This window comes from Paenarthrobacter sp. TE4293, assembly GCF_050435325.1.
Lineage (GTDB): Bacteria > Actinomycetota > Actinomycetes > Actinomycetales > Micrococcaceae > Arthrobacter > Arthrobacter nitroguajacolicus_C.
This window is the reverse complement of the sequence record NZ_JBNJRY010000001.1, coordinates 177,011-195,810: the sequence shown is the minus strand read 5'-3', so window position 1 is coordinate 195,810 and position 18,800 is coordinate 177,011. Positions and strand designations below refer to the sequence as shown.

The 18,800-nt window shown below is 62.7% G+C and carries 16 protein-coding genes; 5 read left to right on the top strand and 11 right to left on the bottom strand.

Features of this window, described 5'->3' with window-relative positions; genetic code table 11:
• Nucleotides 1–80 precede the first annotated feature (80 nt).
• Nucleotides 81–953 carry a GerMN domain-containing protein gene (locus tag QF015_RS00950; protein WP_310205635.1) on the top strand — a complete coding sequence of 291 codons (873 nt, stop codon included), beginning with the start codon at nt 81–83 and terminating at the stop codon, nt 951–953.
• A 52-nt stretch (nt 954–1,005) separates the two neighbouring features.
• On the opposite strand, the gene QF015_RS00945 is transcribed toward QF015_RS00950, so the two are convergent.
• The 3 genes from QF015_RS00945 to hrcA are packed head-to-tail and all read right to left on the bottom strand — an operon-like array spanning nt 1,006 to nt 3,958.
• On the bottom strand, nt 1,006–1,770 hold the full coding sequence (locus QF015_RS00945; RefSeq protein ID WP_310204551.1) for a 16S rRNA (uracil(1498)-N(3))-methyltransferase: 765 nt from the start codon (nt 1,768–1,770) through the stop codon (nt 1,006–1,008).
• Between the two features lie 2 nt (nt 1,771–1,772).
• Nucleotides 1,773–2,900, bottom strand: coding sequence for a molecular chaperone DnaJ (gene dnaJ / locus QF015_RS00940; protein ID WP_310204547.1), 1,128 nt, complete (start codon nt 2,898–2,900; stop codon nt 1,773–1,775).
• Nucleotides 2,901–2,950: 50 nt separating this feature from the next.
• Nucleotides 2,951–3,958 carry a heat-inducible transcriptional repressor HrcA gene (hrcA, locus tag QF015_RS00935; RefSeq protein WP_310204541.1) on the bottom strand — a complete coding sequence of 336 codons (1,008 nt, stop codon included), beginning with the start codon at nt 3,956–3,958 and terminating at the stop codon, nt 2,951–2,953.
• Between the two features lie 231 nt (nt 3,959–4,189).
• Between hrcA and QF015_RS00930 the strand changes: the two genes are divergently transcribed.
• Nucleotides 4,190–5,041, top strand: a complete 852-nt coding sequence (locus QF015_RS00930) for a DUF3097 domain-containing protein (RefSeq protein ID WP_429386287.1) — start codon at nt 4,190–4,192, stop codon at nt 5,039–5,041.
• 119 nt (nt 5,042–5,160) lie between these two features.
• The gene (locus QF015_RS00925) at nt 5,161–5,574 is read left to right on the top strand and encodes a DUF4870 domain-containing protein (protein ID WP_159699313.1); all 414 of its coding nucleotides are present in this window, start codon (nt 5,161–5,163) and stop codon (nt 5,572–5,574) included.
• On the opposite strand, the gene hemW is transcribed toward QF015_RS00925, so the two are convergent.
• Together hemW and lepA are read right to left on the bottom strand one after the other, a co-directional pair.
• Entirely contained in the window at nt 5,575–6,804 is a 1,230-nt protein-coding gene (gene hemW / locus QF015_RS00920; RefSeq protein ID WP_429386283.1) for a radical SAM family heme chaperone HemW, read from the bottom strand.
• On the bottom strand, nt 6,805–8,658 hold the full coding sequence (lepA, locus tag QF015_RS00915; RefSeq protein WP_026540780.1) for a translation elongation factor 4: 1,854 nt from the start codon (nt 8,656–8,658) through the stop codon (nt 6,805–6,807). It abuts the gene before it with no gap.
• A 160-nt stretch (nt 8,659–8,818) separates the two neighbouring features.
• Here lepA and QF015_RS00910 point away from each other — a divergent pair, with 160 nt between their 5' ends.
• Nucleotides 8,819–9,346 (top strand): type II toxin-antitoxin system PemK/MazF family toxin, encoded by a 528-nt coding sequence (locus QF015_RS00910; RefSeq protein WP_429386280.1) that lies wholly within the window; start codon nt 8,819–8,821, stop codon nt 9,344–9,346.
• Nucleotides 9,347–9,524: 178 nt separating this feature from the next.
• Nucleotides 9,525–9,785 carry a 30S ribosomal protein S20 gene (gene rpsT / locus QF015_RS00905; protein ID WP_011774926.1) on the top strand — a complete coding sequence of 87 codons (261 nt, stop codon included), beginning with the start codon at nt 9,525–9,527 and terminating at the stop codon, nt 9,783–9,785.
• A gap of 92 nt (nt 9,786–9,877) precedes the next feature.
• Here rpsT and holA read toward each other — a convergent pair whose 3' ends face one another.
• The 6 genes from holA to glpK all read right to left on the bottom strand — a co-directional run bounded on the left by holA (nt 9,878) and on the right by glpK (nt 18,799).
• The gene (holA, locus tag QF015_RS00900) at nt 9,878–10,894 is read right to left on the bottom strand and encodes a DNA polymerase III subunit delta (RefSeq protein ID WP_429386276.1); all 1,017 of its coding nucleotides are present in this window, start codon (nt 10,892–10,894) and stop codon (nt 9,878–9,880) included.
• Entirely contained in the window at nt 10,807–12,531 is a 1,725-nt protein-coding gene (locus QF015_RS00895) for a ComEC/Rec2 family competence protein (RefSeq protein ID WP_429386273.1), read from the bottom strand. Before QF015_RS00895 ends, holA begins: the two co-directional genes overlap by 88 nt.
• Nucleotides 12,524–13,348: a helix-hairpin-helix domain-containing protein gene (locus QF015_RS00890; protein WP_310204521.1), complete on the bottom strand. Its 825-nt coding sequence runs from the start codon at nt 13,346–13,348 to the stop codon at nt 12,524–12,526. Before QF015_RS00890 ends, QF015_RS00895 begins: the two co-directional genes overlap by 8 nt.
• Nucleotides 13,349–13,420: 72 nt before the next feature.
• Nucleotides 13,421–14,458 carry a DegV family protein gene (locus tag QF015_RS00885; RefSeq protein WP_310204519.1) on the bottom strand — a complete coding sequence of 346 codons (1,038 nt, stop codon included), beginning with the start codon at nt 14,456–14,458 and terminating at the stop codon, nt 13,421–13,423.
• 5 nt (nt 14,459–14,463) lie between these two features.
• Nucleotides 14,464–16,992, bottom strand: a complete 2,529-nt coding sequence (leuS, locus tag QF015_RS00880) for a leucine--tRNA ligase (protein ID WP_310204517.1) — start codon at nt 16,990–16,992, stop codon at nt 14,464–14,466.
• 292 nt (nt 16,993–17,284) lie between these two features.
• Nucleotides 17,285–18,799: a glycerol kinase GlpK gene (gene glpK, locus QF015_RS00875; RefSeq protein ID WP_429386268.1), complete on the bottom strand. Its 1,515-nt coding sequence runs from the start codon at nt 18,797–18,799 to the stop codon at nt 17,285–17,287.
• Nucleotide 18,800: the final 1 nt, after the last annotated feature.

Sequence of the window (18,800 nt, the reverse complement as noted above, 5' to 3'; positions counted from 1 at the left end):
ACAGGAAACCCATCAGGACATCAGCCAGCTACGCTCATGGCGCGAAGAAGCGGACCAGGTCCGCCATTGCCGTGCCCGCGATGCTCGCTGTCCTCCTCCTGACTGGTTGCATCGCCAATGGCGGGGGCACCGAGGCGAGCCCGGGTCCGCCGTCGTTGACCGTCCAGGAAGCCCCTGCGAGCAACGCCCCCCTGGAGACAACGCAGGCCTCCACCAAAATTCCCGTTTATTGGATTGGCCGGAGCAAGGAGGAGGTGTACCTCTACCGCGAGTTCAGGGACATCTCCGGCGACGGAAACCCTGTCACCACCGCACTGCGGATCATGATGGCGGAGAAGCCCTTGGATCACGACTTCTTCACCCCGTGGCAGGAACCGGCCAGCCTCGCCACGTCCATTTCGGGCAAGAACGTCATCACCGTCGATGTTTCCCGCGATGCCTTCAATTCGAACCTTGATGCCGGCATGGCACAGCGTGCCATTCAGCAGCTGGTCTACACGGCGACAGCCGCAGCCTCGTCCTCAGGCCTCATTAACTCCGGCCAGCAAATCCAAGTGGTAATCCTCGTCGATGGTCACAAGGACTACATGGCCTTCGGGCAGATACAACTGGGAGAGCCCATGGCCCGTGACGCGTCCTTGGTCGCGCCGGTGTGGATTATCGATCCCCAGGAAGACACCACCGTGTCTACCGGGTTGGTCAAGGTCAACGGGCGCAGTACTGACAGCTCGAAGCCCATTGCCTGGCAAATCCTGCAGGACAACGGCAAGGGCGAGAGGACGAGCCTCCTCACGGGCCAAACACAACCCACCGGCGAGCCCGGACAGTACGGCGTGTTCACCTTCGGTGCCACCTTGAAGTCCGGTCAATACGAACTGCGTGTATCGCAGGTGGATGAAGCCGGAAACACCATCGCAACGAGCACCGATACCCGCCTGTTCAAGGTCGGGTAGTTCTCAAGGTTGGATAGACCGCAAGGGTTGGCCGGTTTTGCCAGGCGGCCGGCTACCAGCGGCCCAGGATGTCGCTGGCGAGCACGACGGCGGCAGGTCCCGCCGTCGAGGACCGCAGGACGTGATGTCCCAGCAGTGCCGTCACTGCGCCGGCGTCACTGAGCCGGGTGACTTCACGGGGAGAAATGCCACCCTCCGGACCTACGATCAGCAAGACCTCCCGGGGAGCCCCGCCTTTCGACGCCCCAAAATCCTCCAAGACTGCCCGCAAAGGGTTCTTGGCATCCTCATGAAGGATGATCGCCAGGTCGACGTCGGCAACGGCTTTCGCCAAGGTCCCGGTGTCCACCATCGACCGAACGTCAGGAATCCACGCCCGCCGGGCTTGCTTGGCCGCAGCGGTTACCACGGACTCCCACTTCGCATGGGCTTTGAGGGCGCGGTCGCCTTTCCAGCGCACGATCGAACGCTCAGACTGCCACGGAAGCACCGCGTCGATGCCAAGTTCCGTGGCAGTCTCGATGGCAAGTTCGTCGCGGTCACCTTTGGCCAAAGCCTGGACAAGCACCAAACGGACGTCGGGTTGGTCCTCGAACACCACGTTGGATGCCGTCACCGTCAGCGTGCCAGGCCCGGCCTCGGCGACCGTGCCCGTCAGCCGCGCGCCGGAGCCATCAGCGATATCAACTGACTCTCCTACCGCAATGCGCTTGACGGTAACGGCATGCCGGGCCTCGGGCCCCTCCAGCACAAAGGTACCGCCTGGACTGATCTGATTAAGGCTGCCGGCCGGTGTGAAGAATACGGGGTTGCTCACCGCTACAGGTTACCGAGCTTGTCCCGCAGCTTGGCGAACATGCCACCACTGGCCACGAGCTTGCCCTCGGTGAACTGCTCCCCGCGTAGTTTGGCGAGCTGTTGCAGCAACTCTTCCTGGGCGGGGTCCAGCTTGGTCGGCGTTTCAACGTGCAGGTGCACCTTGAGGTCGCCACGACCGTAGCCACGGAGGTGGGTGACACCCAAGCCGCGGAGGGTGATGACTTCGCCGGACTGGGTACCGGCTTTTACATCAATGTCCTGGGCGCCGTCGAAGGTTTCCAACTGCAGCTCCGTGCCCAACGCCGCGGCCGTCATGGGCACGCTGAGGGTCGCGTGGAGGTCGTCACCTTCGCGCATGAACATGGAATCATTGTTGACCCGGATCTCCACGTAGAGATCACCGGAGGGGCCACCAGCGGGTCCTGCTTCACCTTGGCCGGACAACTGGATACGTGTACCGGTGGCGACGCCGGCAGGAACCTTGATGGTGAGGGAACGGCGGCTGCGGATGCGGCCCTGTCCATTGCACTCGTTGCAGGGGTCCTTGATAACGGTGCCGAAACCCTCACAGGAACCGCAAGGAGCGGTGGTCATGACCTGGCCCAGGATGGATCGAACAGCCCGCTGGACCTGGCCGCTGCCACCACAAATATCGCAACGCTCCGGCTGCGTGCCCGGGCGGCAGCAACTGCCGTCACAGGTGGGGCACGTGACTGCCGTATCAACTTCCAGCTTTTTGTTGACACCGAAAACAGCGTCCTTAAGGTCTATGCGGACGCTGATGAGGGCATCCTGTCCACGACGAACGCGGGACGCGGGACCGCCGTGGCCGCCCCCACCACCAAAGAACGTGTCAAAGATGTCCTGGAAGGCAAATCCCTGGCCGGAATATCCGCCGCCGTAGCCGTTGTCGGTTCCGTTTTCGTTGCCGGTGGCGTCGTAGACGCGGCGCTTCTGGGGGTCGGACAGGACCTCATAAGCATGGGTCACGGCCTTGAACTGCTCCGCGACATCCTCACCCGGGTTTACGTCCGGGTGGAGTTTCCGCGCCAACTTGCGGTACGCCTTTTTGATCTCTTCCCCGGTGGCTTCCGGCGAGACTCCCAAAACGTCATAGTGGCTGCTCAAAGTCGGTATCTCTTCCTTGTTGTACTGCGGATGTTTCCTCGGGCCGGCGTTCAGCCGCCGAGAATGCGTGAAAGGTAACGGGCCACGGCCCGGACTGCGGCCATGGTGGTGGGATAGTCCATGCGGGTTGGTCCGAGGATCCCCACCTTGGCGCCTGAGCCGTAACCGGTGGCCACCACCGAAGCTTCGGCCAAACCGTCGTAGGGATTCTCGCGGCCAATACTTACGGTGACACCGCGGGGGTCGTCCCCCATGTCGGACAACAACCGGAGCATGACAACTTGTTCCTCGAGGGCTTCCAGCACCGGGCCAATGCTCAAGGGGAAGTCCACGTTGGACCTGGCGAGATTGGCCGTGCCGGCCATCAGGATGCGCTCTTCACGGCTGGTATCACTCAGGGCCTGGAGCCCATTGGCCAAGGTTTGGGCCACGTTGCGCAGCTCCGGCGGGCACAGGGCAACCACCGAGGGAAGCACTTGAGGCAACAGGGCCAGTTGCGTCCCTGCGATGCTGCCCAGGAACCGGGACCTCAACAGCATCAGGGCCTCGTTGCCGACGTCCGAGCCGGTTTCGATGACTTTCTGGCCGACGCTGCCGGTGTCGGCAATCAGCACCACCAAAACCTGCTTGGGGGCCAACTGGACGAACTCCACGTGGCGTACCAGGGCGCGATTCGAGTGCGGATACTGCACGACGGCGACCTGGTTGGTCAGCTGCGACAGGAGCCGTACGGTGCGCTCGAGGATGTCATCGACGTCGTCAGGGCCTTCAAGCAGCGAGTGGATGGCCCTGCGCTCGGCAGCTGAGAGCGGCTTGACCTGGGAGATGCGGTCCACGAACAGGCGGTAGCCCTTGTCCGTCGGAATACGGCCGGCACTGGTGTGGGGCGCGGCGATGAGGCCTTCTTCTTCCAGCACAGCCATGTCGTTACGGATGGTGGCACTCGAAACACCAAGGTGGTGCCGCTCAACAAGGGCCTTCGATCCAACGGGCTCCCGTGAATGCACGTAGTCTTCAACGATGGCACGCAGCACTTCCAGCTTGCGTGGCTCACTCATTGCTCCACCTCCTGACGACTGCCATGGTCACTGCGACCGGGTCACCGCGGGATCCCTCCGGATCACCGCACTTAGCACTCAACATGCCCAAGTGCTAACCAGTCTAGTATGAGCCACCCCGTTGCTAGCATTGAAACAGCCCGCAGCGAACATCAGGCGCGGGATGCGGCCACCTGTCAAGCCACGCACTTCGTTCACGGCCCAAACCCAGCACCAAAAGATAGGAATTCCTTGGCTTTCGATCAGTGGGGTCCGCAGGATCTGTCAGCTCCTGCCAAACGGCAACTGCCCGAGGTCGCCGTCCAGCGCGGCATGGTGCTCGAGGACGTCCAATCGGGCTGGGTGGGCGAAGTTACCCGGGTTGAAAAAACCGGCGGCATGCACATCGTGTCCTTGGAAGACAGGCGGGGAAAAACGAAGTCGTTCCAGCTCGGCTTCGGCTTCCTGCTTGAGGGGCAGCCCATCCGCTTGATGCCTCCGGCGCCGCGGCAGTCAACGTCGGCCGTTCAGCCGAGGCGAACAGCATCTGGATCGGTGAAGGTCCAAGGGCAACGCGCCCAAGTGGCCAAGGCCAGCCGGATCTGGGTGGAAGGAAAGCACGACGCCGAACTCGTCGAGAAGGTCTGGGGCGACGATCTCCGCGTCGAAGGTATTGTCGTGGAGCCCTTGCACGGCGTCGATGACCTCAAGTCGGCAATACTGGCCTTCAATCCCGGTCCTGGCCGGCGCCTCGGCATTTTGGTGGACCATCTTGTGTCCGGCTCAAAAGAATCCCGCATCGCGGCTGACGCCATGACCGTCCCCGGAGCCGCGGGCAACGTCCTGATTGTTGGACACCCGTATGTCGACGTCTGGCAAGCCATCAGGCCCAAAGTGCTGGGCATCGAGGCCTGGCCGTCGGTCCCCCGCGGCGTCGACTGGAAGACCGGGATCTTGAGCGCCTTCGGATGGCCTCACGAGACCGCAGAGGACATCGGCCTGGGCTGGCAGCGGCTCCTTGGCGCTGTACGCAGTTACGCCGATCTTGAGGCCTCCTTGCTGGGCCGGGTGGAGGAAGTCATTGATTTCCTCACAGTTCCCTGAGCTGCACCCCACAGCAACAGCAACCACGTGTCATCGTGGCGTTTGTCCCGGGAAGCCCGCCAGGGCCGGTATTCTGGGACAGCAACACCGCAGCATCTATACAGCAAAGGGAACACACAGTGGCAGAGAACGCTCCTGAAGAACCGGGCAGCGCCGCAGGCCAGCCCCAGTACCATGGCGCGCCTGCAAATGCGTTGCCACTGACCGCCAGCGAGGACAGGCAGTGGGCCACTTTGGCGCACTTCGGCGGCATTTTGGGGTGCCTGCCTTCACTCCTGATCTACCTGATCTTCCGTGACCGCGGACCTTTCACGGCGCAGGAGTCCAAGGAAGCGCTGAACTTCACCCTGCCTCCCACCATCGCCGCAGTTTTGGCGAACATTTTGGTTCTGCTGCCCGTCGTGGGCAACATCTTCGCGGTGATCGCCACCGGCATCTGGGTCGCACTGACGTGCTTCTCCGTCTCTGCCGGAATCCGGGTCAACCATGGCCAGCCGCACCGCTACAAGCTCAACCTGCGCTGGATTAAGTAGCTAGTCGGGAAGGATCCTGCGCACCACGGCGTCAGCCAGCAGGCGGCCCTTCAGCGTCAGGATCAGACGACCCTTGAAGGCCTGCACGGGATCCACAAGTTCGTCGGCAATCAATCCGGCCATGGCATGACGCCCAATCGCGTCCAAGGCATCCACCGACAATCCGGTACCCAGCCGCGCTTCAAGCATGATGCGCTCCACTTCCCGGGTTTCGGCGTCGAGGGTTTCCCGGCCTGCCGCCGGCGAACTTCCTGCGCCCAACCTTCCTGCATAGGCAGTGGGGTGTTTGACGTTCCACCATCGGACACCTCCCACGTGGGAGTGCGCTCCGGGGCCGATGCCCCACCAGTCATCACCACGCCAGTAGGCCAGGTTGTGCCGGCAGGCTTGGTCCGGTGTGCGGGACCAGTTGCTGACCTCGTACCAGCTCAGACCGGCTTCGGAGATCATTTTATCGGCCATTTCGTATTTGGCGGCGTGATCGTCGTCGTCAATTCCAGGCACTTCACCGCGGCGGATCTGGGCAGCCAACTTGGTGCCATCTTCGACGATCAGCGCGTAGGCGCTGATGTGGTCAGGTTCGTAGGAAAGTGCCGTCTCCAAAGACAACCGCCAATCCGCCATGGACTCCCCCGGCGTTCCGTAGATGAGATCCAGGCTGACGGCGAGTCCAGCTTCCCGCGCCCATTGCACAACGAGTGGCACGCGGCTTGGCGTATGCGTGCGGTCCAGCACTTTCAGAACATGGGGCACGGCCGACTGCATGCCGAACGAGACCCTGGTGAAGCCGGCGTCTGCCAGCACTTTCAGGGACTGGGGTGTGACGGAATCGGGATTGGCTTCGGTGGTCACCTCGGCGCCGGGTTCAAGTCCCCACTGCTTGACGGCGGCCCGCAGGATCCGTGCCAAGTCCTCCGCTGGGAGGAGCGTTGGAGTACCGCCGCCAAAGAAGACCGTGCTGAGGGGCCGCCGGGGCACACCGGACGCGTCAAGCGCCACTCCCGCGAAATCCAGCTCGGAAATGGCGGTTGAGGCATAGGCGTCCTGCGACGCACCGCCACCCAGTTCCGTGGCCGTATAGGTGTTGAAATCGCAGTAGCCGCAACGAACGGCGCAAAACGGGATGTGAACGTAGAGCCCGAACTTGCGATGCTCGACGCCGGCCAGCACCTGCGGCGGAAGTATTCCGTCCGCAGGCGCCGGGTCGCCCAAAGGTAGGACGCTTGGCATTTACTTCTTGGCCTTGTCCTTGGACTCGTCAGTGGTCAGGGCTGCAATGAATGCTTCCTGCGGCACCTCCACGCGACCCACCATCTTCATGCGCTTCTTGCCTTCCTTCTGCTTTTCAAGCAGTTTGCGCTTACGGGTGATGTCACCGCCGTAGCACTTGGCAAGAACGTCCTTGCGGATGGCCCGGATGCTCTCGCGGGCAATAATGCGCGATCCGATGGCGGCCTGGATAGGCACTTCGAACTGTTGCCTCGGAATAAGCTCGCGAAGCTTACCGGTCATCATCACACCGTAGGCGTAGGCCTTGTCGCGGTGTGTGATGGCGCTGAAAGCATCCACTTGTTCACCCTGCAGGAGGATGTCCACCTTGACCAGGTCGGCGACCTGTTCGCCGTCGGCCTTCCAGTCCAGCGAGGCGTAGCCACGCGTCTTGGACTTCAGCAGATCGAAGAAGTCGAAGACGATTTCGGCCAGCGGAATCCAGTAGCGGAGCTCCACCCGGTCTTCAGACAGGTAGTCCATGCCGCGCATCTGGCCGCGGCGGCTCTGGCAGAGTTCCATGATGGACCCAACAAACTCGTTGGGCGCCAGGATGGTTGCAGATACCATCGGCTCGCGGACCTCTGAGATCTTGCCCGTGGGGTACTCGCTGGGGTTGGTGACGTGGATGACCTTCTTGTCCTCAAGGGTCACCTCATACTCCACGTTGGGAGCGGTGGAGATGAGGTCCAGGTTGTACTCCCGCTCCAAGCGCTCACGCGTGATCTCAAGGTGAAGCAAACCAAGGAATCCAACGCGGAAACCGAAGCCCAGTGCCGCAGACGTCTCGGGTTCGTAAACCAGTGCGGCGTCGTTAAGCATCAGCTTCTCGAGAGCATCGCGGAGAACCGGGTAGTCCGTGCCGTCCAGCGGGTAAAGGCCTGAGAACACCATCGGCTTGGCGTCGGCGTAGCCGCTGAGCGACTCCGATGCCGGCTTGGCCAGGTTGGTGACTGTATCGCCGACCTTGGATTGGCGGACGTCCTTCACCCCGGTGATCAGGTAGCCCACCTCGCCAACGCCCAAGCCCTTGGACGGCGTGGGCTCTGGAGAGCTGACACCAATCTCCAGGAGCTCGTGCGTTGCCCTGGTGGACATCATTTGGATGCGTTCGCGCGGGTGGAGCATGCCGTCCACCACGCGGACGTAGGTGACCACGCCGCGGTAGGTGTCATAGACAGAGTCGAAAATCATGGCGCGGGCCGGAGCATCGGGATCGCCTACGGGGGCAGGGAGGTCGCGGACGATCTTATCCAGCAACGCCTCCACGCCGACACCGGTCTTCCCGGAAACCTTGAGGACGTCCTCGGGGTCGCCACCAATCAGGTTGGCAAGCTCGGCCGCGTATTTCTCGGGCTGGGCGGCCGGGAGATCGATCTTGTTCAGCACAGGAATGATGGTGAGGTTGTTTTCCATCGCCAAGTACAGGTTGGCGAGTGTCTGGGCCTCAATGCCCTGGGCTGCATCCACCAGCAGCACTGCGCCTTCACAGGCAGCCAGCGAGCGGGAGACCTCGTAGGTGAAGTCAACGTGGCCGGGAGTATCGATCATGTTCAGCGCGTAGCTGTTGCCATCGAGTTCCCACGGCATGCGAACCGCCTGGGACTTGATGGTGATGCCGCGCTCACGTTCGATATCCATGCGGTCCAGATACTGGGCCTTCATGTCGCGTTGCTTAACGACGCCGGTGTACTGCAGCATGCGGTCGGCCAAGGTGGACTTACCGTGGTCAATGTGGGCAATGATGCAGAAGTTCCGGATGATGGCCGGATCTGTAGCGGCGGGCACCGGTGCGGTGCGGGCCATGGGAGACACGCAGGATCCTTACTGTCGACACTCACACGGCATTTTCTGGAACTGGGCATAAGCCAGCCGGAACACGCCGCGCATCTGATCCTCTAGTCTCCCATGAACCGGCGCTTCGCCGTACATTGCCTGCCCGGGCATACGATCCAGGCGGTTGTAGCGTTATCCCATGGCTTTCGACTTGCGCCCTCTTGGCAAACTCATCCTTCGATCCCTTAAAGCCCTCGGGGGCAACAGCACCAAAGCAGCCACTCCGCCAGGTGCCCTCAGGACGCAGACCCGGCGGCCCGACGTCGCAGGTCAACCAGGTCCCTATCCAGGCGACTTCCGCGGTTCCGTCAAGGTCAACTACTCCCCGAAGCCTGACGGTGAACCGGACCCTGGCGAGATTGTCTGGAGCTGGGTCCCCTACGAAGAGGACCACACGCAAGGCAAGGACCGGCCTGTGCTCCTGGTGGGTCGGGACCGCGAATGGCTCTTGGGCCTCATGCTGACCTCCAAGGACCACGACAATGGTGCACGCGCGGACGACTACGTTGATATAGGAACCGGCTCCTGGGATCGGCAAGGCAGGCCCAGCGAGGTCAACGTGGGGCGGGTTATCCGGCTCGATCCAGGTGCGATCCGGCGCGAAGGAGCAATCCTTGGAAAGTCGCAGTTCCGGGAAGTAGCCCAGGCCCTCCAAGCACGGCAATAGCCGAACCAGGCGCACAGTTCTTTATGAGCCCGGACTTTCTGCTATCCTTTATAGCTGTGTGTCCGTGCAGGTCGACGGCCACTCATGGTTGGCTGCCATAGGCATCCCCACGCCGCTCAGTCGATGGCCAACCTGAAAACCCTCTAGACCATTTCCGCATTAAAAAGAGAGTTCATACGTGGCTAATATCAAGTCCCAGAAGAAGCGCATCCTCACCAACGAGAAGGCCCGCCTGCGCAACAACGCAGTCAAGTCCGAGCTGAAGACGGCCATCCGCGCCGTCAACACCGCCGTTGAGTCTGCTGACAAGGATGCTGCTGGAACTGCACTTGTTGCTGCCAGCCGCAAGCTGGACAAGGCTGTCAGCAAGGGCGTTATTCACAAGAACAACGCTGCAAACCGCAAGTCGGCGATCTCCAAGAAGGTCAACGCACTCTAAGGTTTTTCCAGTTCGACTGAGCTGATCAAAAGGCCGGCACCCAATGGGTGCCGGCCTTTGGGTTTAAGCGGCTGTTTCAGCGTCGATCGGCTTCAGCGGCGACTGGCTGACGTGGCAATGACGGTGACGGCATGCTCCACGGCGTAGACCGGGTCCCGCGACTCCCCCTTCACTTGGGCGTCCGCTTCTGCGATGACCTGAATGGAGCGGATCAGGCCCTCGGGGGTCCAGCGCCGGACATCCCGCTGTGCCTGCTCAACCAGCCACGGCTGCATTCCCAGGTTCTTGGCAATGGTGGCTGGGGAACCATTGGCTCCTGCAACTTTGGCCAAGGTCCGTAGCTTGGCCGCCAGTGCCGCGACCAAGGGAACAGGATCGACGCCGGTGGCCAGGGCGTGCCTCAGCGTGGACAGTGCCACGGGTCCGTTACCGGCCATGGCAGCATCCGCCACTTTGAAAGCTGTAGCTTCCACTCGGCCACCGTAGTAGCGCTCAACGGTCTCCGCGGTGACAGCGGTGGTGGCATCTGCGATCAGTTGGTTGCACGCTGCAGCGAGCTCGGACAGATTGGCACCCACTGCATTGACCAAAGCCTGGACCGCTTCACCTTCAATGCGACGCCCACCGGCCCTGAACTCGGAAACAACAAAGGCGGTCTTGTCCGAGTCCTTCTTCAACGGTTGGCAATCAATGACCGGCCAGCCGGCGGACTTCACCGCATCAAGCAGCTTTTTGCCACGAACTCCCCCGGCATGGCGCAGAACGAGGACTACGTCCTGGTCCGGATGCTGGAGATAGGCCAGCCCGTCGGCCAAGAAAGCATCATTCATGGCTTCAAGGCCTTCGACCTCAATAAGCTTGCCTTCGCCGAAGAGGGACGGCGTGACAGTCATCGCCAGGGACCCGGCCTCGTAGGAGCCTGCGTTCAGCCGACTGAGCTCGACGTCAGGGGTGGTGCTTCGCACCAGGGTACGGATGCCATCCATGGCGCGGATACCGAGATACTCTTCCGGGCCCATGATCAGGACGACGGAGGCCGGTGCGGCATCCCGCCAACTGACGGCGTTCGCCGCGACGCTCTTGGCCCGGGTGTTATGGGCAGCAGCCACAGGTGGTTCCTTCCGGACGTTTCTTTGCAGGATTCAAGTCTGCCATGTCTGCGCGACACACAGCGTTCCAAGAGCACCATCACAGCACCGTGCAGTCTCATGACGTGACGCATCACATGCGCAGGGTGCAGCGCCATCCAGACGGCCAGCAGGGTCACCAAGGATGAGAGCACCATGGCCACTATTCCAACCGGCCCCTCTGCCCACGGCAGAGCAGCGCCTGGCAAGCCGGCAAAAAGCTGCGCCACCGCCGCGACCAACCCAGCACAGGTCCCGGCAACAGCGACGGGCACCACGGCGAGCCAAGGAAGAAGTGTGGCCAGAGGCACCGCGATCGTCCCGAAAACCGTTATCGGCGCGACCAACGGACCTGCCACCACGTTGGCAATGAGCGCGAACGATGTGAACTGAGGCTGAAGTGCCACGATCACCGGGCCACACAGCAACTGCGCCGACAACGGCACGGCAACCCCTGCCGCCAACCACCGAGGGACCCAGGCAGGGATCCACGACGCCATACGGGTCGCAAGCAGCACAATTCCGAGGGTCGCCAGGACCGAGAGGAGAAACCCCACGTTGGCCGCCATGGCCGGGTCCAGCAGCAGCAGGACGGTTGTGGCAAGGCAAAGGAAGGTCAGGGACCGTCCGCGCAACCCACCCGTCAGGGCAACCAACCCCACCGTCCCCATGACCGCAGCCCGTAAGACACTTGGATCCGGCCCAACCATGATGACGAACGACACCAGCCCGCACGCTGCGAAAGCCCCAGCAGCCGGGCGCGCCCACCGGAAATACCGCGCCATCACGATGAAGCCACCCAGAATTAAGCTGCAATTGGCCCCCGAAACCGCGGTCAGGTGTGTCATTCCGGTGGTCTTCATTGCTGTTTCCAGGCTTTCCGGCAGCGCGCTGGTGTCTCCTGTCACCATTCCAGGGAGCAGCCCGGCCGCGTCCGGAGGCAGCCACTCAGCAGCCGACACGAACCTTTTCCGTATGTCGGCCGCAGTTTGTCGGACATCGAACCCTGTCCCCGTAACGATGGGATCAGAGGAGGCGCTCAGAAGCGCAGATTCAGATTGCCCATCCCGTACCTGGTTCAGCGTTCCGGTTGTTCTGACGCTCTGCCCCGCACGCACCTTCTGCCAGCCAGCGCCACCGGTCACCACGATGTCAGCACGTCCACGCACCTCGCTTCCCTTGGACGTGAGGTCGATCAGGCTCGCAGTAACAATCCATCTCTCGTCACTTGAATGCCCCGGTGCGGGCGCGGGCGTCGGACTGCCCGTGACGAGGATATGGATGACAACTCCCTCATCAGCGGCAAGCGCTTGGGACAGGGGCCCATTCTCACGGTTTCCGGCAGTGACAGCGCAGTGAACCGCAACAGCGGCCCCCAGGACACAAGCGAGGGCGAGGGTCGCGAACAGTGTCCTGGCCCTTACTCCGGACGGTCTCCGGCGGCGACCAACAACAAGGAACGCAGTGCCCATCAAGCCCAATGCGCCCGCCAACAGAGCGGACCAGACCGCGTCAATGAAGCCACCCACCAGCGCTGCGGACCACGTCACCATCACAACAGGAACGAGCCTCAGGTCCAGGCGCTTTGCCGTTTCCGGACCGCCCAGGGGCTCAGCCACCCTGCACCGTCACCAGGTCCTTCAGGGACTCCATGAGCTTGGGTCCTATTCCGTCAATGGCGTCCAGTTCATCCACCGACGCGAAGGGTCCATGCTCTTTCCTCCAGTCGAGAATGCGCTGGGCAGTCACGGGCCCCACGCGAGGCAAAGTCCCCAGCTCTTCCAGAGAAGCTGTGTTGATGTTGACCTTCGTTGCACCACCACGCGAGTTGCCGGGACCAGCACCACTGCCGGCAAGCGCGGACGGGGCGGGCTGCGGCGCCTGTCCCACGACCGGAACGAGGATTTTGACGCCGTCGCTGAGCACCTCGGCAAGGTTCAGCCCACCGAGTTCAGCATTCGGCGCTGCACCGCCGGCCGCATCAATGGCCTGAAAGACGCGGCTGCCAGGCGGCAGGGAAACGACACCGGGCTTCTGTACAGCCCCCGCTACATGGACAAGCAGGCTCCCTTCAGCCTGCGTGCCCGCCGGCTCCGGCGGGCCTGGCGAATCCGGAACCACGGGACCACCCGATGCCGCAGGATCCAACGGTTCCGACGTTGGCTGGCCCAGTGACGACTGCACCAAGTGCCAGGCAATAAGACTTGCCGCTACGACGGCGATGAGTACTGCTACCCGCCAAGGGGTCCGCCACCGAAGCCGGGCAGCGCGAACGTGGGCGCCGGTCATTTCGTCGCCGGCTGCACCAGGAGTGTCTTGCGCTGGCAACTCCAACAGCGGCACGGTCTGGGTGTCCACGGTCATTCGCGAGGCAAGACGCTGCCGGACTGCCTGCGCTGCAGCATCTGGGGACGCGTCCCGGCTCAGGCGTGGCATACAACGAGCCTAGGCTTGCCGGCACGGCAAAGACGGAGACGCGGTGCCCTATGTGGATAAGACGACCAGGGGTCAGTCCGTTGGCGTGCTGCTCTCCCCCACAATGACAGCCAGAACCCCCAGGCCGGCATGAGCCGCCAGAACGGCAGGCAAGGCACTGATTTGGGGCGGCGGGCAGTCGGGGCATTTCTCGTTCAGCCGGGCGGCCAGTGCTTCGGCCTCCATCTGGTTGCCAAAGTGGTGAACTGCCAAGCGTTGCTGTCCGGCGGGGCGGGAAGCAACATCCGCTGCAACGATCTCCTCCAAGCGAGCCACAGCGCGCACTGCCGACCTAACCTTTTCCAGCGGAACGATCCTGCCGCCGTCGACCGCAAGGATGGGCTTGATGGCGAGGACTGTACCCAACAGGGACGCTGCGGCACCGATACGCCCACCACGGCGCAGTTGCTCCAGGCTGGGCACGTAGAAGTAGACCTTGGTGCGCTCCATGCGCCGTTCGGCGAAACCGCGGACTTCTGCCGCATCCTGCCCATCGGCGGCGGCTACCACAGCGCTCTGGACTCCCATGCCCTGCGCCATGCCTACCGTGCGGGAGTCCACGACATCAACCGGGATGCTGACGCGCGCGGCAGCCAGTCGGGCGGCATCCGCGGTTCCGGACAGTTCGGACGATATGTGGATGGACACCACGGAATCGAAACCCCGGCGCTGGGCAGCAAGATACGCCTGTTCGAATTGCCCAGGCGAAGGACGGGACGTCTTCACCGCGGCTCCAGAGGCCAAAGCGAGTGACAAAGTCTGCGTGATGTCGTCTTCACCCTCACCGTAGATTTCACTACCGACCATGACAGGCATGGGAACAACAGCGAGGCGGCCGTCGGCGGTAAAAGCTGACACCCAGTCCGGCGGCAGTGCAGCGGCGGAATCGGTGACGACCGCGGTTTTTACGACGGCGGCCAGCGGCACGTCGGCGACAGGAACCGTCGCGGTGGGCTGCCTGAGACGCGCAACCCTTTCCTTGAGCCATATCCATGCGGGTGGTTCTCGCTCAGGCACGCAACCTCCAAAGATGATGGCTGGCCGCCGGCAGAGTGCCGGCGGCCGAACCATCCCTGCTAGGCAGGGACGATGTTCACCAGTTTAGGTGCCCGCACGATCACGGTGCGGATGCCGCGGCCGTCCAGGGCACGCTGGACATTTTCCGAGGCCAGGGCGAGCTCGCGCAAGGCGTCCTCAGTGATGTCGGGCGAGACTTCCAGACGATCGCGAACCTTGCCTTGGACCTGGACGACGGCGGTGACGGTGTCCTGCACCAGCAGCGCGTCGTCGTGTTTCGGCCATCCGGCGTTGGCCACGGAGGCAGGGTGGCCCAGGGCGTTCCAGAGGTCCTCTGCCGTGTAGGGGGCAAACAAGCTCAGGATGACAGCCACGGCCTCCGCTGCCTCACGAACAGCGGGATCTGCCGCACCTGCACCCGAGTCGATGGTCTTGCGGGTCGCGTTGACCAGCTCCATGAGGCGGGCCACCACGACGTTGAACTTGTTGTTGTCCAACAATTCAGCGGCGTCGGCAATGGTCTTGTGGGTGACGGTGCGCAGTGCGCGGTCGCCGCCGGACGGGTCGACGCCAGGTTCGCTGCTGACATCCTGGCCGAGGCGCCATGCGCGGGCCAGGAACTTGGCAGAACCCGACGGCGAAACGTCCGCCCAGTCGACGTCGTCTTCCGGAGGGGAGGCAAAGACCATGGTGAGGCGGACGGCGTCGACACCGAACTTGTCCAATTGCTCGCCCAGGTCCACACCGTTACCGAGGGATTTGCTCATGGCTTTGCCGCCGTTGAGCACCTGGCCCTGGTTGAGCAGCGCCGAGAACGGTTCGTTGGCTTCGATCAGGCCAATGTCCTTGATGACCTTGGTGAAGAAGCGGGCGTAGAGCAGGTGCAGGATGGCGTGCTCCACACCGCCTACATACTGGCCGACCGGCATCCAGTTGTTGATCTTCTCAGGATCGAATGGACCTTCGGTGTAGTCCGGCGACACGAAGCGCAGGAAGTACCAGGACGAGTCCACGAAGGTGTCCATGGTGTCTGTATCGCGCTGTGCGGCCCGACCACAATTGGGGCACTCAACGTTGACCCACTCGACGGCCGCTGCCAACGGGGAGGTTCCCTTCGGCGACAAGGCCTCACCGCGCAGGTTATCCGGCAGCCTGACGGGCAGCTGGTCATCGGGCACGGGCACCTCGCCGCATTCACCGCAGTGGATGATGGGGATGGGCGCACCCCAGAAACGCTGACGGCTCAGCAGCCAGTCCCGCAAACGGAAGTTGACGAATTTCTCGCCGGTTCCGAGCTTCTCGAGGATCTCGATCGCGGCAGGAATTCCCTCGGACTTTGACAGGCCGTCGAGGTCGCCGGAGTTCTTCAGTGTGCCTTCGCCGGCAGTTGCTACGCCGGTTTCTGCGGGGTCTTCGGCACCGGTTTCCAAAACTGTCCGGACGGGCAGATCGAACGCCTTTGCGAAGTCAAGGTCACGCTGGTCGTGCGCAGGCACAGCCATGATGGCACCCGTGCCGTAGTCGGCCAGCACGTAGTCAGCGGCCCATACTGGAAGCTTCTCGCCATTGAGCGGGTTGATGGCGTAGCGGCCGGTGAACACACCGGTCTTCTCACGATCGGTGGACTGGCGCTCAATTTCAGAGAGGGCCTTGACCTTCTCGCGGTACGCCATCAGTTCATCGTGCTGTTCCGGGGTCACCAGGTCCAACGCCAAATGCGCATCTGCTGCAACGACAAAGAACGTTGCACCGTAAAGGGTGTCCGGGCGCGTGGTGAACACGGTAACTTCGCGTTCGGAACGGTCCTCCGTGGCTTCGATGACGAAACGCACGTGGGCGCCTTCGGAGCGCCCGATCCAGTTGCGCTGCATAGCCAGGACACGTTCAGGCCAGTGACCTTGGAGCTGGTCCATATCGTCCAGCAGGCGGTCGGCGTAGTCGGTGATCTTGAAGTACCACTGGTTCAGGGACTTCTTGGTGACAGGCGTGCCACAGCGCTCACATGCACCGTTGACCACTTGCTCGTTCGCGAGTACGGTGAGGTCCTTTGGGCACCAGTTGACGGGCGAGTCCTTGCGGTAGGCCAGGCCACGCTCGTAGAAGCGCTTGAACAGCCACTGGGTCCACCGGTAGTACTCGGGGTCCGAGGTGTGAATGCGCCGTGACCAGTCCGCGGAAATGGCATAGCGCTTGAATGACGCAGCCTGCGTCTCGATGTTCGCGTAGGTCCACTCGCTCGGATGCGCGTTGCGCTTGATGGCGGCGTTTTCAGCGGGCAGGCCAAAGGAGTCCCAGCCGATGGGGTGCAGGACATCAAAGCCCTTTTGGCGCAGGTACCGTGCCACGACGTCGCCCATGGCAAACGCTTCGGCGTGGCCCATGTGAAGGTCGCCCGAAGGGTAGGGGAACATGTCCAGCACATAGCGGCGCTCCCGCGAACCGTCGTCGACAGGCGTGAAGACTTTAAGGTCTTCCCAGACCTGCGGCCACTTGGCTTCCATCGCAGCGAAGCTGTAGACGCCCTCTTCAGGCGCTTCGGCTGCGGCTGTCTGTGCTGTTCCGGTCTCTGTCTCCGGCTGAACGCTCACTGCTGCCCTCTTCTGTTCTTCGATGGCGGTTTTACCTCCTACTGCGGTCCCGGATAGCCCCGGACACACAAAAGCCCCTCAACAATGGAGGGGCGGCCGCTCGGCTAATAAAAGCCGGGCGGCTAGCTAAGCAGAAGGATCGCACGCATACCAATACCTTACCCCACCAAACCCGTGGGCTGGGTGCATGACGTCGGTACGCCGAAGAGGTTCCGGGGACTCCGCGCCATGGTGTGGTGGGCACCGCGAAGCGGGCGGGCGGGAGTCCCCGGAACCTCTGTCGAGGGAAGACCTACTTCACATCTTCGTCGACCCAGTCCATGGACTTTGTCACAGCCTTCTTCCAGAGCCGCAACTGACGCTCCTGCTCCTCTGCCGGCAACTGCGGTTCCCAGCGCTTGTCCTCGTTCCAGTTGGCGCTGAGCTCGCCCAGGTCCTTCCAGAATCCGACAGCCAGGCCCGCCGCGTAGGCAGCACCAAGGGCCGTGGTTTCCACGACCTTCGGACGGACCACCGGTACGCCCAGGATGTCGGCCTGGAACTGCATGAGTGCTTCGTTGGCGACCATGCCGCCGTCGACCTTCAACTCCGTGAGCGGAACTCCCGAGTCCGCGTTGACGGCGTCCAGCACCTCGCGCGTCTGGAATGCCGTGGCTTCCAGTGCCGCGCGGGCGATATGGCCCTTGTTGGCGAAGCGGGTCAGGCCGACGATGGCGCCGCGGGCGTCCGCACGCCAGTACGGTGCGAACAGGCCGGAGAAGGCCGGAACGATGTAGACGCCGCCGTTGTCCTTAACGCCGGCAGCCAGTTCCTCGACCTCCGGGGCGGAGCTGATCATGCCCAGGTTGTCACGGAGCCACTGGATCAAGGAACCCGTCACCGCGATGGAGCCCTCAAGGGCGTAGTGCGGCTTGGCGTCCCCCAACTTGTATCCCAGCGTGGTGAGGAGCCCGTTCTTGGAGTGGACAATCTCCTCGCCCGTGTTGAAGATCAGGAAGCAGCCCGTGCCATAGGTGTTCTTGGCCTCGCCGGCTTGGAACGCTGCCTGGCCAAAGGTTGCCGCCTGCTGGTCGCCCAGGATGCCGGCCACCGGAGTTTCGCGGAGAAGCTGCGATGTGTGGACCTGGCCATAGACCTCGGAGGAGGACTTGATGGTGGGCATCATCGAGGACGGAACACCGAAGACGTCCAGGATCTCCTGATCCCATTGGAGCGTTTCGAGGTCCATGAACAGGGTGCGCGAAGCGTTGGTAACGTCAGTGACGTGCACGCCGCCGTCCACTCCCCCGGTCAGGTTCCACAGAACCCAGGCGTCGGTGTTGCCGAACAGGAGGTCTCCGGCTTCCGCGCGTTCACGGGCGCCTTCGACGTTGTCCAGGATCCACTTGATCTTGGTGCCGGAGAAGTAGGTGGCCAAGGGCAGGCCGACCTTTTGCTTAAAGCGTTCGAGTCCACCGTCCTGGGCCAACTCATCGACGATCGGCTGGGTCCGGGTGTCCTGCCAGACGATGGCGTTGTAAACCGCTTCGCCGGTGTTCTTGTCCCACACCACTGCCGTTTCGCGCTGGTTGGTGATGCCGACGGCGGCGATATCGTGCCTCGTCAGGTTCGCCTTGGACAGTGCGGAGGCAATGACCTCACGGGTGTTGTTCCAGATTTCGGCGGGGTTGTGCTCGACCCACCCTGCCTGCGGGAAGATCTGCTCGTGTTCCATCTGACCGGTGGAGACGATGTTGCCGGAGTGGTCAAAAACGATGGCGCGGGAGCTGGTGGTGCCCTGGTCGATGGCGATGACGTATTGATTCATG

What these genes read in the sequence shown, in the direction of transcription:
- QF015_RS00890 (WP_310204521.1), bottom strand. Translation starts at nt 13,348, where the DNA reads ATGCCACGCCTGAGCCGGGACGCGTCCCCAGATGCTGCAGCGCAGGCA.
- QF015_RS00950 (WP_310205635.1), top strand. Translation starts at nt 81, where the DNA reads ATGCTCGCTGTCCTCCTCCTGACTGGTTGCATCGCCAATGGCGGGGGC.
- hemW (WP_429386283.1), bottom strand. Translation starts at nt 6,804, where the DNA reads ATGCCAAGCGTCCTACCTTTGGGCGACCCGGCGCCTGCGGACGGAATA.
- glpK (WP_429386268.1), bottom strand. Translation starts at nt 18,799, where the DNA reads ATGAATCAATACGTCATCGCCATCGACCAGGGCACCACCAGCTCCCGC.
- QF015_RS00885 (WP_310204519.1), bottom strand. Translation starts at nt 14,458, where the DNA reads ATGGTTCGGCCGCCGGCACTCTGCCGGCGGCCAGCCATCATCTTTGGA.
- hrcA (WP_310204541.1), bottom strand. Translation starts at nt 3,958, where the DNA reads ATGAGTGAGCCACGCAAGCTGGAAGTGCTGCGTGCCATCGTTGAAGAC.
- QF015_RS00910 (WP_429386280.1), top strand. Translation starts at nt 8,819, where the DNA reads ATGGCTTTCGACTTGCGCCCTCTTGGCAAACTCATCCTTCGATCCCTT.